We start from the raw sequence: 16648 nt of genomic DNA on the forward strand, positions 1-16648 counted from the left end.
ATTTTACAAGAGTTTAAGCCTTTTTTTCATATAAGAAATCTCAAGGGAAATAAATTTTTTAAATACAAATAACAGATATATTTTTTAAGGAGAATAGACTATGGACAATCTTAGTCAAGATAGATTAAAAGAGTTAGAAAGCAAATGTATTCAAGAAGAAGATCCTTGGTGTAATGCTATGTGCCCTGTTCATGTAGATGGAAGACAGTTATGCAAACTAGTTGCCCAAGGTGATTTTACTGAAGGTAGAAAAATTTATGAAAAAAAAATTGTCTTTCCAAATATAATAAGTAGAGTTTGTGAAGAAAAATGTAAAAGTCGATGTAAAAGAAAAGAATTAGGAAATTCCATAAATATTAGACAACTTGAACTAGCTTGTATGAATTATGGAAAAGAAGTTAAAACAAGAGTTTTATTAAAACCTAAAAAGAAAGAAAAAGCTATAATATTTGGTACTAGTTTAAGTGGATTAACTTGCGCAATAGAATTAAGAAAGAAAGGATACTTTGTTGACTTATACGAAAATCAAAATGTTTTAGGGAAAAATATATATGATGCTTGTAAAGATATTTTGGAAGACGAAATTATAAGTAAAGATTTGCAGAGAGTCGAAAAAGAAGGAGTAAAGATTTATCTTAATTCTTTTTTTGAAGAAGATAAGTTAAATGAATATAAAGAAAAATACGATGTATTAGTTTTTGATGGGAATATATACAAAGATTATTTATCCTACAATGTGATAACTTTACAATATGAAAATGATAAAATTTTTTATAGCCCTAAAAATGTTTCATCTGTAGAATGTATAAGTTTAGGTAAGAGACTTTCAACTTCCATAGATAGATATTTTCAACATAGTAGTATGATTCAAGGAAGAGAAAAAGAAGGGGTTTTTCAAACAAAACTATATACAAATTTAGAAGAAGTTGAAATTAAATATGAAATAACTCCTAGAAATAAAGTATTTTATACAAAAGAAGAAGCTATAAAAGAAGGACAAAGATGTATTGACTGTAATTGTCTTGAATGTGTAAAAGGGTGTGAATTTTTAAGACATTACAAGTCTTATCCTAAAAAAATAGTAAGAGAAATTTATAATAACTTAGCTATAGCTTTAGGAAACAGAACATCAAATAAGATGATAAATTCATGCAGCCTTTGTGGTCAGTGCAAAGCTATTTGTCCTGGAGGGTTGGATTTAGGAGAAGTTTGTGAATATGCAAGAGATCAAATGGTAAAAACAAACAAAATGCCACCATCAGCGTTCGAATTTGCCATGGAAGATATGGAATTTAGTAATAGTGAAGAGTTTTTTACAGTTATAAATAAAGAAAACTTAAATTATGTATTTTTCCCAGGATGCCAGCTATGTGCTTCTGAACCTGATTTAGTAAAAGTAATTTATAAAGATTTAAATGACAAGTTAAAATATGAAGTGGGGCTAATACTAGGTTGTTGTGGAGTTATAGGAAAATGGTCTGGTCAAGAAGCTAAGTTTTATGAAGAAATAAAATTAATAAAAGAAACTTTAGATAAATTAAAGAATCCTGTTGTTATAACAGCTTGTCCTACATGTTATAAAATTTTTAATTCTCATTTAAAAAATATAAAAACAAATATGATTTATGATTATATTAATGAAAATAAATTGTCATGTATAGGAAATTATGAAGATATTGTCATAGATGATCCATGTACGGTTAGATATGATGATAAATTACAAGGGCAAGTGCGAGAAATAGCAAAAAATATAGGATTTAATCTAAAAGAGTTAGATTATAGTGGAGAAATAACCACTTGTTGTGGATTTGGTGGACTTACTTGTTTTTCTAATAAGGAATTAAAGGAAAATATAGTTTTATCAAGAATTAAAGAAAATAAACTAAATTATCTGACTTATTGTATAAATTGCAGAGATAGTTTTTTGAGTCAAAATAAAGAAGCAAAACATATTTTACAATTAATATACAATTTTGATGGTAAAAATAAAAAACCTAATATTTCTGAAAGAAGATACAACAGAGTCCAATTAAAATTAGATTTAACACAGGAAAAAGATAAGACTAATAATTATAAAATCGATTTAATTATGAGTGATGATTTGAAAGAAACACTAGAAGATAGAATGATTTTATATAAAGACATTGAAGATACGATAAAGCATGCAGAAGAAACTAAAGAAAAATTTATAAACAAATCAAACAATCATAATTTGGCCTGTAATAGAGTAAAAAACGTTACATTTTGGGTTGAGTATACTATTAAAGGAGGAAAATATTTAGTTTATAACGCATATAGTCATAGAATGAAAATAGAGGTGAATTAAATGAAAGAAAGTTATGATGATTTTTATGATTACTCAAGTGAGTCCATGATTTGTGCCAAGTGTAATATGTCCCTTGAAAGAGGCAAAGTAACTCTAGAATATTTAGGCAGTAGTTTTCCTGTTGAGCTACCCAAATGTCCTAAATGCAACAATGTATTTATAGACGAAAGTCTAGTATATTCAAAAATGTTAAGAGTTGAAAAGGCTTTAGAGGATAAATGATTAATAAAAGAGATATATTTAGCTTAGGTGGCTTAAATCTTGTCAATGAAATAATAGAAATATACAAGACAAATGATGACGTTAAAGTATTAGATGTAGGCTGTGGAAGCGGGTATTCGGTAAACTATTTATCTGAGAAGGGGTTTGATGCAACAGGCATTGACTTCTCTGAAGAAATGATTAATTTAGGTAAGGAAAGATATAAAGATATTAATATAAAAGTAATGGATGCAAACAATTTTGATTTTTCAGAAAATTATTTTGATTTAATCTTATTTGAATGTAGTTTATCAGTTATGAAAAATCCAGAACAAATATTACAAAGTTGTAAAAAGCTTTTGAAAAAAAGTGGAATAATTTTACTAAGTGATTTTTTCTTTAGACAAACAAATATATATGATGATACATATACTCTTAATTATTGGAATAAGTTATTTGCAGATTTAAATTTTCAAACTATCATATTCCAAGATAAATCTCAAGAATGGAAAAATTATCTGGGAATGGTACTTTGGGAATACGGAGAATTATCAGGATTACTTAGAGGGAATCAAAACAATAAGATAAATAATGACATATTTAAAAAAGAAACGGGATACTTTTTAGTAATACTTAAAAAAAGGGATTGATATTATGGATGAATTATATATGGAAATGCTGGAATTATCGTCTAAGGGATATTATTGTAGTCAGATACTAATGAAGATTATTTTAGATTTAGAAGGAAAAGAAAATCCTGATTTAATTAGAGCCATGGGAGGATTAATAGGAGGTTTAGGTTTTAATCAAAGAATATGTGGAGCCCTTACAGGAGGAGCATGCATCTTAGGATATTTTACTTCAAAGGGTGAAGATGAAGAAATAGAAGATAAAAATCTAAGCATTATGTCAAATGAATTAATAGAGTGGTTTGAAAATGAATGTAGTGATAATAAGGGAATAAACTGTGGGGAAATATTAGATGGAAATTTTGATAATAAATCAAAAATTTGTCCTAATTTAGTATTAAATACATTTGAAAAAGTAGTCGAGATACTTAATAAATATGGTTATGAGTTGTAATTAATAAAGGGAGAAGAGTTGATGAACATATATGAAGAAGGTTTAAGCATTTTAAGAGATAAGAAGAGTTTTGTTTTAGCTAGTATAGTAAGAAGCAATGGTTCCACACCTAGGTCAAAAGGAACTCAAATGATAATAAGAGAAGATGGTTCCATATTCTCCACAGTAGGAGGTGGTAAAATGGAAGCGTCTTGTATAGAAAAAGGTGTGAGGTCAATTAAAAATAAGGAAACGTTTATTTATGAGTTTAATTTAGATAATAAAGATGCTAATAAATCAGAAATGGTTTGTGGAGGAAATGGAGAAATTCTTATAAATTATATGGACTGTAACGACGATAATAATTTATTAATTATGGAAAAAGCAACTGAAGCTATAAAAAATCACAAAAAGGGATGGATAGTTACAGTTTTAAAAAAAGATAAAAAAGAAATGTTATTTGTTGATGATAAAAATAATCTTATTGGCCAATATTCAGGAAGTCAATTAATGAGAAATAAATTAGAAAATGGGATTGAAAGATTAAGTATTCACTCAGATGCTATTGATGATGAAATATTTATTGTACAAAAGGTTCATAATATGGGAAAAGCTTACATATTTGGAGCTGGCCATGTATCTAAAGAAACAGCAGCAATTTTAGATATAATAGAATTTGAAACTATAGTTTTAGATGATAGAAGTGAATTTGCAAATAAAGAAAGATTTCCAAACTCTGAAACTATTGTATTAGATAGTTTAGAAGAAATAGATGATTTAGGTATAGATGAAGATAGTTATATTTTAATAATTACACGAGGCCATTTATATGATTACAACGTGCTTAATTGGGCATTAAAAACAGATGCGTATTATATAGGAATGATAGGTAGTAAATCTAAGATTAATATGACTTATGAAAAACTTAAGAAAGATGGTTTTACAGAAGAAGATTTTAAAAGAGTTCATGCTCCAATAGGAATAAAGCTAGATGCAAAAACTCCAGGAGAAATAGCAGTAAGCATAGCAGGTGAGCTTATAAATGAAAGGGGAACAAAAGAAAGAAGATTGGAAAAATGAAGATAAGTGGGTTAATTGTTGCAGCAGGTTTATCTTCTAGAATGAAAGATTTTAAACCTTTAATGGAAATAGGAAAGAAACCACTTATTATAAACACAATTAATAGCTTAAAGCAGAGCGGTATAGAAGATATAAATATTGTTGTAGGTTATAGAAGAGAAGATATAGAAAATTGCATAAAAAATCAAAATGTAAATATAATTTACAACAATAAATATGAAAGTACTTTTATGTATGATTCATTTAAGCTTGGGTTAGATAAAGTAAAAAATAGTTGTGATGCAATTATATTTTTACCTGGAGATGTAGGTTTTGTATCTAAATATACAATAGATTTATTGATTCAAGAAATAAGTAAAAAACAAATTAAAATTGTTTATCCAATATATAAAAATACCATAGGGCACCCACCTATAATAAGTTCTGAATGTTTTGAATATTTATTAAACTATAATGGAAAAAATGGATTAAAAGGTGGATTGGACCATTTTGAAAGAGAATCTAAAGAAATAAATACTCCAGACAAATTTATCTTATGTGATATGGATTATAAAGAAGATTTTTATAAGGTGAAAAAGAATTTTGAAAATAGGCAATATTTATCTTATGAAGATTGTATTTATTTATTATCTTATTTTAATGTATCAAAATCTATAGTTAATCATGTCATAAAGGTAAAACAAATATGTGAAGATTTAAGTAATTCAATCAACAAGGATAAAGAAATTATTAATGTGAGTTTAATTAATGCAGCCTCTATCTTACATGATATAAAAAGAAGAGAAAAAAATCATGATGATGTAGGGGCTGATTTATTACATAGCTTAGGGTATGACAAAATTGCAAATATTGTAAGAAGTCATATGAAACTTAACGAAAAAATGGAATGTTTAGTAAATGAAAATACTATTTTATATTATGGTGATAAATTAGTAGTAGAAGATGAATTTTCAGATTTAGATAAAAGATTTAAAGAAAAATTCAATAAATATAAAAGAGATAAAGAAATTCAAGAAAATATAATGAGAAAATATGAAACGGCTCTTAAGATAAAATCCAACATTATTTCAATAATTGGTAAAAATGAGTATGAAAAATTGGAGAATAAGTGGAGGGGAGACAAGAATGGTTTATTTAAATAATGGTGCTACATCTTGGCCCAAACCCCAGTGTGTTTCCGAATATATTAAAAAAGCTTTAGATGAGTTACCATGTAACGCTCATAGAAGTGGATTTGATGAAAAAGAAAATTGTAATTGTAGGGAGCTATTATCAAGATTACTTCAACTGGACAACCCTAATAATATTGTCTACTGTAGTAATGCTACCGTTGGACTTAATTTAGCAATACAAGGATTTGGGTTTACTGAAGGAGATAAAGTTTTAACTACAGCGGCAGAGCATAATTCAGTACTAAGACCACTGTATTATCTTAAAAAGAAAAAAGTTATTGAATATGAAATAATGGATGTAAATGAAGAAGGAAGAATAGATCCTTATTTATGGGAAGAAAAAATTAAAGAAATAAAGCCTAAAATGGTTGTATTTACGCATGCATCTAATGTAACGGGAGCAATTAACGATGCAGAAAAATTAGCTACCATTGCAAAAAAATATAATTGTGTAGTACTACTAGATGCTTCTCAAAGTTTAGGTTTAGTAGATGTACTACCACAAAAATGGGATATAGACATGGTAGCGTTTACAGGTCATAAATACTTGCTTGGTCCCCAAGGAACAGGTGGCCTTTATGTATCACCTAGAATTAAATTAAATCCTGTGTTACAAGGTGGAACGGGAATATATAGTGATGAAGATACAATGCCAGAAGAAATGCCTTTGAAATTAGAAGCAGGAACGCCAAATGATATCTCATTCAAAGGATTAGAAGAGGCTCTAAGATGGAGTTTTAAAAATCATTTAAATAAAGACAATATAGATTATTTAGTTAATAAAATAAAAAAAGAACTGAAAAAAATCAATGTTAATGTAATAGACGTAAGTGGAGAAACAACTCCTGTAATATCATTTACTATGGAAGATTATAGCGTAAATGAAGTAGGAGAAATACTTCAAATGAGTTTTGACATTATATGTAGAAGTGGACTTCACTGTGCACCTTTAATTCACAAATGTTTAAATACATCACCAAGTGGAACTGTTAGAATTAGTTTATCTAGATTTACTATAGAAGAAGAGGTAGATTATTTTATTAATTCCATAAAGGATATAATAAATGGATAAGTTTAAAGTAAACAAAATTGATAATTGTTTTAAAAACAGCCAAACGTATGAGTATAAATTAAATGTGGAAATAAATATAGAATTTCTTGAAAAATTACAAAACTTAGGTAAACTAGAAATAAAAAATTTTAGACGACCGATTTTTATGATTTATTGTGAGAATGAAAATAAAATTAAAGGAGTTATTAATTCTAAAATTATAAGAGTAAGTTTTCCAGATTATCCAGATTATATAGATGAAGAAAGAAAAGAGGCTTTTGAAAAATTTTTAAATGAAATTTTATAGGAAGAACAGATTGCTAGGGGGTAAACTATGAGAAGAGTAATAGGTCAAGTGGAGAGTTTATGTCCTTATTGTTTTAAAAAAATAGTAGGGCAAAAAGTAGAATATGAAGATAAGGTATATTTGGAAAAATCTTGTGAAGATCATGGTTTTTTTAAAACATTAATCTGGGAAGGTAAGGATTACGAAACTTGGAGCGATGTGGAAAAATTTACAACTCCTAATGTTGTAAGTAGTGAGGTAAATAATGGGTGTCCATATGATTGTGGCATATGTAGTGGACACAGACAAGAAACGTGTTGTGTACTACTTGAAATAACAAATAGATGTAATTTAAAATGTCCTATTTGTTTCGCCTCATCCAATGAAAATGCAAAGGAAGATATAAGTATAGAAAGAATTAGTGAATATTACGATTATCTAATGAAGTGTGGTGGTCCTTATAATATACAACTATCAGGAGGAGAACCCACTTTAAGAGACGATTTAGATAAGATAATTAAAATTGGAAGAGAAAAAGGTTTTACTTTTTTTCAATTAAATACTAATGGTATTAGAATTGCAAAAGATGAAAATTATATAAAATCTTTAACTAATGTAGGACTAAATACTGTATTTTTACAATTTGATGGTCTTAGAGATGAAGTATACTCCAAGCTTAGAGGTCAAAAATTGCTTAGAGTAAAATTAAAGGCCATAGAAAATTGTAAAAAAGCAGGAGTAGGGGTAGTTCTTGTGCCTACTATAATGCAAGATGTGAATATTAATGAAATAGGAAAAATTATTAATTTTTCCATAGATAACATGCCAGCCATAAGGGGAGTGCACTTTCAACCAGTAAGTTTCTTTGGAAGATATGAAAATCGAGATGAAACTTATAGAATAACAATTCCGAAAATGTTAAGAGAAATAGAAGAACAAATGAAAGGTAAGATGAAAATAGAAAACTTTATGGGTGGAGGAGCAGAAAATTCATACTGTTCTTTCCATGGAAATTTCTTAGTAAATGAAGATAAAAGTTTAAAGCCTTTAGGTAGCAAAAGTAATTGTTGCTGTAAACCAACTTCTTCAAAACAATCTAGAGAATTTGTGGCGAAACAATGGTCAGCAGTAAAAAATTCATCAAATAAAAAGGATACTAAAAATAAATTTACAAAGTCTTTAGATGATTTTTTAGATAGATTTGACAGCTATACTCTAGCTATATCGGCCATGCTATTTCAAGATGTATGGAATGTGGATTTAGATAGACTAAAACAATGCTATATACATGTGGTAAGTAAAGATATGAAGCTTATACCTTTTTGTGCATACAACTTAACAAATATAGATAATAACAGTTTATATAGGAGATAATGTATGAGACTAGATAATTGGATATGTGAAAAAATCAAAGTGAAAAATGAATTAAGTAGAGAAGAACTCGAAAAATATCAATTAAATACATTAAATAATTTAATTAAATATGTGAAAGAAAATTCACCTTTTTATAAAGAATTATATAAAAATTTAGATGAAATAAATTCTTTAGACGAGTTATACAAAATACCAATTATCAATAAAGATGCTATAGTTGAAAATGGAAACAAAATGGTTTGTGTTAATCAAAGTGAGATAAGTCGAATAGTTTCTTTAGATACATCTGGAACTATGGGTAAACATAAAAGAATTTATTTTACTGAAGAAGATCAAAAACTTACAATTGATTTTTTTATACAAGGACTTAGTTTTCTTGTTAAAAAAGATGATGCAATGATTATTATGCTTCCTTTTGAAAGAGAAAATAGTGTGGGGGATTTAATAAAGCAATCATTAGAAATTATGAAGGTTAAGCCTGTTATGAATGGTACTTTATCTTCTTTTAAGAAAACTGCAGATATTATAATAAGTAATAAAGTAAACTCTATTGTAGGTATGCCAGTTGAAATTTTAGCTTTAGGAAGATATATAAAAAAAGAAAATTTGCCCATAGAAATTAAGAGTATCTTACTCAGTGCGGATATGGTAAATAATACACTGGTTGAACAAATAAAGAATGCATATAATTGTGAAGTATTTAATCATTTTGGAATGACAGAAACTGGCCTTGGATGTGCAGTTGACTGTAATTGTCATGAGGGAATGCATGTTAGAGAAAATGATTTACTAATAGAAATTGTAAATCCTGTGACAAAAGAAAAAGTAGATGATGGAGTACGTGGAGAAATATTAATTACTACTTTAACTAGAGAAGCAATGCCTCTTATAAGGTATGCAACAGGAGATATATCTTCTTTTGTAGTAGATAATTGTAATTGTTCTAGTGTTTTAAAAAGATTAGATAAATTAAGATATAGAATGGATGATAGAGCTCATATAGGTAAAAATTTGTATATAAATATAAATTCTATAGATAATAATTTATTTAATTTGAATAACATTGTAAATTATAAAGTAGATGTGGAAAGTATTGATAATTACTATGAGTTAAAATTGCAACTTGTTTTATTTCAAGGGGAAAAAATGATTTTATCCCATGATAATAAAGACTTAAAAATAAAGATAAAAGATTTATTATTAAAAAATCCAAGGATTAAGAAGTCTTATGAAATGAAAATGTTAAAAATACATATAAATCTAATTTATACAGATGAATATATTGATTTATATAGAGGAAAGAGAAAAATTAACTCTATTTAAAAAGGATGAACTATGGATATTTATTTAGTAAGACATGGAGAGTTATATTGGGAAGATAATATAAAAAAATGTATAGGAATTACAGATATTAATTTAAATGAAAAAGGTATTAAAAGGGCTAAATTAGTAGGTTTATTTTTAAAGGATAAAGATATTAGTAAAATATATACGAGTAGTTTAAAAAGATGCAAAAAATCTGCAGAGATAATATCGTCTATTTTAAATGTGCCTTATCATGTAGATATGCAGTTGATGGAAATTAATATGGGTATATGGGAAAATAAATCTTTTAATTATATTAAAGTGAAATATCAAAAAGAGTATGAAAATAGAGGCAAAAGCATATCAACCTTTAGAATTAAAGATGGGGAAACATTTAAAGAATGTTATGAAAGATCAAATAGTGAATTTAGAAAATTATGTGAAGAAAATTATGATAATAATATTGTTATATTATGCCATAGTGGTGTTATAAAATCTATAATTTGTTCTATTGAAAACATACCTTTAGATGAAATATTAAGTATTAAATTAGAATATGGACATATTATACATATTAATTGTAATAAAACACAGTATAAAATAAAAAACCATGAAATATAGATGAAAAAATCTATATTTCATGGTTTTTATTTTTAATAATTAAATAAAATTTAAAAAATATTAACTAACAATTTATAAATGTAAAAATGTTACAATAAAATGATTGTAGATAAGCTAACATATATTGTAAAATTATAAATGAAAAATCTAGGGGGAAAAATTAAAAAACTCATATGAAGAATATAAAACTTCAGCATTAATATAAGAAGAAAATATGGGGGAAGAATGAAAAAAAAGAAAAAATTTATCCTATTATTAGTAGCAATATTAACAATAATATGTTCAAGTATATATTTCATAAGTTATGAAAAAAAAATCTCAAGAGAAAATATGGTAGATATTGATGAGATTACAAATGATATTTTGAAATCTAAAATAGAAAACTATGATGAAGAAAAGTTAAAAAATGTAAAATTAAAAGTTTTATATATACTTGATAATACAGAAAATGAAAAGATTTTAGCCGAGTGCAATTTTATTTTAGGAAGTATTTATATACAAAGGAAGAATGATATAGAAGCAATAAATAATTTTAATAAATCCATAAATTACTTTAATAAAGACATTAAAACAAAAATAAAAACAAAAACATATTTTGAGCTTAGCAGGTCTTATTTAAATAAATCACAATTCACTAAGTCTGAAGACGCTTTCAATAATATAAAAAAAATAGGCACAATGGAAGATGAAAAAGAAGAAATAATTAAATATTCATTGTTAAGAGCAAATGATATTTTTAATTATCCTGAGGAGAAGAGTAAAGCTGTAAAAATATTAGAAGATACACTGAAGTTAGCAAAAAAAATAAATTATAAATACATAGAAGATGTATATCTTCATTTGGGACGAGCATACTGGTACGAAGGTAGATTAGTAGAAGGCATAAATGCTAAATTAGAAGCGCTTAGTATTGCTAGGGGCAAAAATATTGAAAGTAAAATTGCAAAAATTTCTGTAGACATAGGAATAGACTATTTTTATTGTGGAAACTATGATGAAGCAGTAATTTATTTATCTCGTATACTAACTTATAATTTAAAAGATGAAAGTGAAGAAGCACAAATCAAATGCTATGCATTATTAAATCTTGTTGAATGTTACGTAAAACTGAAGGATTATGATAGAGCAAAAGAAAGTATTAATAAATTAGAAGGAAATACAAAAAAGATAAAAGATGTAAAGATAAAAGAGGATTTTATAACAAATATTTATGTAAGTAAGGCTGATTTAAATACAGAAATAAATAAACCATCTGAATCAATGAAATTACTTAATATTGCAAAATACAGGTATAAAAAAAGAAATAATTTTAATTTTTCAAATTTTGATGTAAAACTATGCGAAGAATATGGAGATGTACACTATAAATTGAAAAACTATGAAAAAGCATTGAAGTACCATAAAGAGGTACAACAAATGGCATTAGAACGAGATTTATCATATTTAGATGAAATATATAATAACAAGATTTATTTAGATTATAAAGCTATGGGTGATTATAAAAATACCATATTATATTTAGAAAAAAATATTAAACTGAAAACAGAATTGTCAAAGAATAAGAATAGGCAGTATTCTCAATACTTAATAAATAAATTTGAAAGTGAAAAAAACTTAGAAAAAATATCTAAGTTAGAAGAATCTAGAAATAAAATGTTATTATTATTTATTGGGTTGGGTATTGCCACAACTGTAATTAGCACATTTCTTTGTTTTATATATAAACAAAATAAAGAGATAAACAGATTAAATAAGCTATTTAAAGACTTAAGTGTTACTGATGCTCTAACAAAAGTACATAATAGAAGGGCACTAGATGAATTTTTGGCAGTTAATTGGGATTTATATAAAAAGACTGAAATGCCTATATCTTTTATGATGATAGATTTAGATTTTTTTAAATTATACAATGATAATTATGGGCATCCAAAAGGCGATAAAGTGCTTGAAATAGCAGCTATGGTAATAAAAAAATCATGTCGTAAAGTAGATTTTGTAGCTAGATATGGTGGAGAAGAATTTATTGTAATAATGCTAAATACAGATAAAAATGAGGCTATTAATTTAGCAAAAAGGATAAGAAGAAATATTTATGATACCAATATAGTTCATGAATATTCTAAAGTAAGTGACAGAATAACTATCAGCATGGGAATTAGTACAGCATGTATAGGAACAAATAAAAATTATGATGAGTATATACAAAAATCAGATAATGCCTTATATGAAGCAAAATCTAAGGGAAAAGATACATATGTATACTTACATTAATATATAAAAATCATAAAAGGAGGTATATTATGAGCTTGATAAAAGATATATTTGAAGATTTTCAATGTCCAGTATGGGTAAAAAATAAGGAAAATGAAATAATATTTATAAATGAAACTTTTAAGTTGAATTTTAAAAAAAGAAATAAAGAAGTAGAACAATTATTTGATAACATAAAAAATACAAAGGGAAAGTCTACAGATATAATAAAAATTAATAGTAAAATATATAAACATATTACGTATATAAATGATAAGTGTAAAGAAACAATAGGCATGCTAGTAGATTTCACAGATATGATTGATAGTGTAGATCAAAGCTATGAAAAGCATACACTAAGAACTGTAATTGATAGTATTCCAGACTTGGTTTTTTATAAAGATAAAAACTTAAAATACTTAGGTATAAATAAAGAATGTGAGAAATTTTATAATAATATGGGGATTACAGAGATTGTTGGTAAAAATGATTTAGAATTTCCTTTAGATATATCATTTATTACTCAATGTTATAATCATGATAAAATTGTTATCTCAAGGAAACAGCAACTATACATGGAAGAAGCAGTTGATGATAAGATTTTTGAAACAATTAAAACTCCTATTTTAGATGAATTTGGAAGTATAAAAGGTTTAGTAGGTCTTGTCAGAGACATAACCGAAAAGAAAAGAAAAGAAGATGAATTAAGGTATTTAAGCTATACAGATGGATTAACAAGCTTATTTAATAGATCATATTTTGATATAAAAGTTAAAGAAATTATAGAAAATAAGAAATTTCCTATGGGATTAATTTTAGGTGATATAAATGGATTGAAAATAGTAAATGATACCCTAGGACATTTACAAGGAGATAAACTTTTAAAAACTATGTCTAAAATATTATTAAAAGCATCTGATGAGGTAGGGACTGTATTTAGATGGGGTGGAGATGAATTTGTTATATTATTACCTGGATTTTCAGATTTGCAATGTGCGAGTATGATGAAGAAAATAGATGACCTATGTGAAAATACTACATATGAAAATATAAATATGAGCATTTCTATGGGATGTTCTATATTAAATGAAGGAGACAGTATTGATCGAGTATTAGTGGAAGCAGAGGACAAAGTATATAGAAAAAAGATGCTTAGTGATAAATTAGTTAGAGCTTCAATGTTAGAAACATTGAAGGTTAATTTAGCTAACAAAAATGTAGAAACAGAAAAACATACCCAAAGAGTTTCTGGTTTTTGTATAGAAATTGCAAAAGCATTAAATTTAGATGAGGATATGATTGAAAAAGCTTCTTTAATTGGAAGATTACATGATATAGGAAAAATAGGTATTTCTGAGCATGTCTTATTGAAACCAGGAAAACTTACAAAAGATGAATATGAAGTTATGAAAACACACTCTGAAAAAGGATATAGACTAGCTAGCCTTTTACCAGAAATAAGTTGTATATCTAGAGAAATTTTAACTCATCATGAACGATGGGACGGCGCTGGCTATCCTTTAGGATTACAAAAAGATGAAATACCTATATTATCTAGAATTGTAACTGTAGCTGACTCATTTGATGCGATGACAAACGATAGATGCTATAGCAAAGGAAGAAGTATATATGAAGCCATAGAGGAGCTAAAAAGATGTTCAGGCTCGCAGTTTGATCCTAAAATAGTACATGTATTTATAAATATTATTAAAAAATCACATGTAAAAGCAATCTAATTTTTTTCATAAATAATGGGGGAAAAATGAAGAAATACACGAAACTTATTTTAATGGTTGCAATTTTCATAAGTATTGTATTTGTAATTATTAAAAATATAAGCAATAATAAAATAAATCATAATAAGACAGTTGAATATATATTAAATTATGAAGTTCAAAATTTTAGTGATGAAGAAAAAAATAAAATTAAAAAAGAAACTAATAAAATAATAAATGATTCTAAGGATAAAAAAATTTTATCTGAGTCTTATTATATACTGGCTTACTTAAACTCTTTAGAAAAGAAAAATAAAGAGGCTATAAAACTATATAACAAAGCAATAAATAATATAAATAGTATAAAAAACATTAAAATAAAAACACAAATATATTATGAGTTAAGTAGAATGTATTTATATGAAAATGAATATAAAAAATCTAATGAATCTTTTGAAAAAATGAAAGATATAGCTTTTATATCTAATAAAAAAGAAGAAGTTGTAAAATACGGAATAAAAAGGGGTTATGATATCTATTGTATTCCTGATGGTAGTAGTGAATCAGTTGAAATATTAAAGGAGACATTAGAACTAGCAAAAGAAATAAATTATAAGGAAATGGAAGAGGTATACTTTAACTTGGGAAGAGCATACTGGTCTGAGGATAAGTATATAGAAAGTATAAATGCCAAATTAGAAGCCTTAGATATGGCAAATGAAAAGAACTTAAAAGAAAAGACTATGCTAATATCTACAGATTTAGGGATAGATTATTTATACTCAGGTAATTATAAAGATGCTTTAATATATTTATCAAGGGCATTAAAGTATAACTTAGAAGATAAGTATGAAGATGCTAAAGCCAAAAGTTATTCACTAATGAATATATGTGAAGCTTATATTCAGTTACATGAATTTGATAAAGCCAGAATAAGCTTTGAAAAGCTAGAAAAAGAAATTTTAAAACAGAAAAAAGGCGTTTATAAAGAAGATTGTTTTACATACATGTATGGAAACAAGGCAGATTTACAAACTCAATTAGGAAATGTAGATAAAGCAATAAAATTACTGGATTTAGCTAAAAAAAGATTTGAGAAAAGGGACAAGTTTAGTTTTTATGATTTTGATGTAAAATTATTAGAAGAGTATGGTGATGCATATTATAAATTGCAAAATTATACTTTAGCTTTAAAATATCACAAAGAAGCAGAAAATTTAGTTACAGTGAGAGGACTATCCTATTTAGAAGAAGATTATACTAATAAAATTTATTTGGATTATAAGTCATTAGGCGATTATAAAAATACAATTAAATACTTGGAAAAAAACAATCAACTTAAATCAAATTCATTTGATAATAAAGATAAAGAATGCTCTCAGTATTTACATAATGAATTTGAAAATAATAAAAATTTAATTAAAATTTCAACTCTAGAACGTGCAAGTAATAGAGCTAAAATATTTGATGCTATTTTGGGCGGAGGGGCTATAATAATTTCCTTCTTTAGTTTTAATATTTACAAAAGGAATAAGGAAATAAATAGATTAAATAAGTTATTTAAGGACTTGAGTGTAACAGATCATTTGACTAATATAGCAAATAGAAGAGCTTTAGATGAATTTTTAGCAGGAAATTGGGATTTATACAAAAAAACTGAAATGCCTATATCCTTTGTAATGGTAGATATAGATTTTTTCAAACCATACAATGATAATTATGGTCACTTAAAAGGAGACGAAGCCTTAAAAACCATTGCATCATCTATACATACTTCTTGTGAAAAAGGCGATTTTATAGCTAGGTATGGTGGAGAGGAATTTGTAATTGTAATGTTAAATACAGGAAAAGACCATGCTATAAAAAAAGCAAACCATATTATGCAAAACATATATAATTTAAATATTAAACATGAATTCTCTACTGTTTGCGATAGATTAACCTTAAGTATGGGTATAACAACAGCTCATATAGAAACAATAAAAAACTACGATGATTATGTAAAGAAAGCAGATGAAGCGCTATATAAGGCTAAGAATGATGGACGAAATAAATATGTTTTTATTAAATAACAAAAAATCCTAGTTAAATAATAGCTAGGATTTTTAAGTACTCATATTTTTATAAATGCTATATTTATTAATGAAAATTTGATACTATATATTTGTGTAATATTATCAAAAATAGCAAAATAAAAGTTATCTA

The 16648-nt window shown here is 26.1% G+C and carries 14 protein-coding genes; all 14 read left to right on the forward strand.

What is annotated here, in order from left to right; all coding sequences use genetic code 11:
- Nucleotides 1–100 precede the first annotated feature (100 nt).
- The 14 genes from TEGL_RS05810 (at nt 101) to TEGL_RS05875 (ending at nt 16515) form a co-directional block, all read left to right on the forward strand.
- A complete protein-coding gene (locus TEGL_RS05810) occupies nt 101–2326 on the forward strand; it encodes a pyridine nucleotide-disulfide oxidoreductase/dicluster-binding protein (protein ID WP_018589254.1) in 2226 nt (741 codons plus the stop codon).
- Nucleotides 2327–2548 carry a DVU_1557 family redox protein gene (locus TEGL_RS05815; RefSeq protein ID WP_018589255.1) on the forward strand — a complete coding sequence of 74 codons (222 nt, stop codon included), beginning with the start codon at nt 2327–2329 and terminating at the stop codon, nt 2546–2548.
- Nucleotides 2545–3177: a DVU_1556 family methyltransferase gene (gene trsM / locus TEGL_RS05820; protein WP_018589256.1), complete on the forward strand. Its 633-nt coding sequence runs from the start codon at nt 2545–2547 to the stop codon at nt 3175–3177. Before TEGL_RS05815 ends, trsM begins: the two co-directional genes overlap by 4 nt.
- Nucleotides 3178–3181: 4 nt before the next feature.
- On the forward strand, nt 3182–3610 hold the full coding sequence (locus TEGL_RS05825) for a DVU_1555 family C-GCAxxG-C-C protein (RefSeq protein ID WP_018589257.1): 429 nt from the start codon (nt 3182–3184) through the stop codon (nt 3608–3610).
- 21 nt (nt 3611–3631) lie between these two features.
- Entirely contained in the window at nt 3632–4669 is a 1038-nt protein-coding gene (locus TEGL_RS05830) for an XdhC family aldehyde oxidoreductase maturation factor (RefSeq protein ID WP_018589258.1), read from the forward strand.
- Complete coding sequence (locus TEGL_RS05835) at nt 4666–5811, forward strand: DVU_1551 family NTP transferase (RefSeq protein ID WP_018589259.1); 1146 nt, start codon at nt 4666–4668, stop codon at nt 5809–5811. The genes TEGL_RS05830 and TEGL_RS05835 overlap by 4 nt, the downstream gene beginning before the upstream one ends.
- Complete coding sequence (locus TEGL_RS05840; RefSeq protein WP_018589260.1) at nt 5795–6913, forward strand: aminotransferase class V-fold PLP-dependent enzyme; 1119 nt, start codon at nt 5795–5797, stop codon at nt 6911–6913. The genes TEGL_RS05835 and TEGL_RS05840 overlap by 17 nt, the downstream gene beginning before the upstream one ends.
- Nucleotides 6906–7199 carry a hypothetical protein gene (locus tag TEGL_RS05845; RefSeq protein ID WP_018589261.1) on the forward strand — a complete coding sequence of 98 codons (294 nt, stop codon included), beginning with the start codon at nt 6906–6908 and terminating at the stop codon, nt 7197–7199. Before TEGL_RS05840 ends, TEGL_RS05845 begins: the two co-directional genes overlap by 8 nt.
- Before the next feature lie 27 nt (nt 7200–7226).
- On the forward strand, nt 7227–8552 hold the full coding sequence (gene trsS, locus TEGL_RS05850) for a radical SAM (seleno)protein TrsS (protein ID WP_018589262.1): 1326 nt from the start codon (nt 7227–7229) through the stop codon (nt 8550–8552).
- 3 nt (nt 8553–8555) lie between these two features.
- Complete coding sequence (locus TEGL_RS05855; protein ID WP_018589263.1) at nt 8556–9875, forward strand: DVU_1553 family AMP-dependent CoA ligase; 1320 nt, start codon at nt 8556–8558, stop codon at nt 9873–9875.
- Between the two features lie 12 nt (nt 9876–9887).
- Complete coding sequence (locus TEGL_RS05860) at nt 9888–10478, forward strand: histidine phosphatase family protein (protein ID WP_018589264.1); 591 nt, start codon at nt 9888–9890, stop codon at nt 10476–10478.
- Between the two features lie 225 nt (nt 10479–10703).
- Entirely contained in the window at nt 10704–12749 is a 2046-nt protein-coding gene (locus TEGL_RS05865; protein WP_018589265.1) for a tetratricopeptide repeat-containing diguanylate cyclase, read from the forward strand.
- Between the two features lie 29 nt (nt 12750–12778).
- Complete coding sequence (locus TEGL_RS05870; RefSeq protein ID WP_018589266.1) at nt 12779–14464, forward strand: sensor domain-containing diguanylate cyclase/phosphohydrolase; 1686 nt, start codon at nt 12779–12781, stop codon at nt 14462–14464.
- Between the two features lie 26 nt (nt 14465–14490).
- On the forward strand, nt 14491–16515 hold the full coding sequence (locus TEGL_RS05875; RefSeq protein WP_018589267.1) for a tetratricopeptide repeat-containing diguanylate cyclase: 2025 nt from the start codon (nt 14491–14493) through the stop codon (nt 16513–16515).
- Nucleotides 16516–16648 lie beyond the last annotated feature (133 nt).

It is taken from the genome of Terrisporobacter glycolicus ATCC 14880 = DSM 1288 (assembly GCF_036812735.1).
Classification (GTDB): domain Bacteria; phylum Bacillota; class Clostridia; order Peptostreptococcales; family Peptostreptococcaceae; genus Terrisporobacter; species Terrisporobacter glycolicus.

Bases quoted from the DNA above. Each gene is read 5' to 3' on its own strand.
- TEGL_RS05870 (WP_018589266.1), top strand. From the start codon at position 12,779: ATGAGCTTGATAAAAGATATATTTGAAGATTTTCAATGTCCAGTATGG.
- TEGL_RS05875 (WP_018589267.1), top strand. From the start codon at position 14,491: ATGAAGAAATACACGAAACTTATTTTAATGGTTGCAATTTTCATAAGT.
- TEGL_RS05865 (WP_018589265.1), top strand. From the start codon at position 10,704: ATGAAAAAAAAGAAAAAATTTATCCTATTATTAGTAGCAATATTAACA.
- TEGL_RS05840 (WP_018589260.1), top strand. From the start codon at position 5,795: ATGGTTTATTTAAATAATGGTGCTACATCTTGGCCCAAACCCCAGTGT.
- TEGL_RS05810 (WP_018589254.1), top strand. From the start codon at position 101: ATGGACAATCTTAGTCAAGATAGATTAAAAGAGTTAGAAAGCAAATGT.
- TEGL_RS05830 (WP_018589258.1), top strand. From the start codon at position 3,632: ATGAACATATATGAAGAAGGTTTAAGCATTTTAAGAGATAAGAAGAGT.
- TEGL_RS05825 (WP_018589257.1), top strand. From the start codon at position 3,182: ATGGATGAATTATATATGGAAATGCTGGAATTATCGTCTAAGGGATAT.
- TEGL_RS05855 (WP_018589263.1), top strand. From the start codon at position 8,556: ATGAGACTAGATAATTGGATATGTGAAAAAATCAAAGTGAAAAATGAA.
- TEGL_RS05845 (WP_018589261.1), top strand. From the start codon at position 6,906: ATGGATAAGTTTAAAGTAAACAAAATTGATAATTGTTTTAAAAACAGC.
- trsS (WP_018589262.1), top strand. From the start codon at position 7,227: ATGAGAAGAGTAATAGGTCAAGTGGAGAGTTTATGTCCTTATTGTTTT.
- trsM (WP_018589256.1), top strand. From the start codon at position 2,545: ATGATTAATAAAAGAGATATATTTAGCTTAGGTGGCTTAAATCTTGTC.
- TEGL_RS05835 (WP_018589259.1), top strand. From the start codon at position 4,666: ATGAAGATAAGTGGGTTAATTGTTGCAGCAGGTTTATCTTCTAGAATG.
- TEGL_RS05815 (WP_018589255.1), top strand. From the start codon at position 2,327: ATGAAAGAAAGTTATGATGATTTTTATGATTACTCAAGTGAGTCCATG.
- TEGL_RS05860 (WP_018589264.1), top strand. From the start codon at position 9,888: ATGGATATTTATTTAGTAAGACATGGAGAGTTATATTGGGAAGATAAT.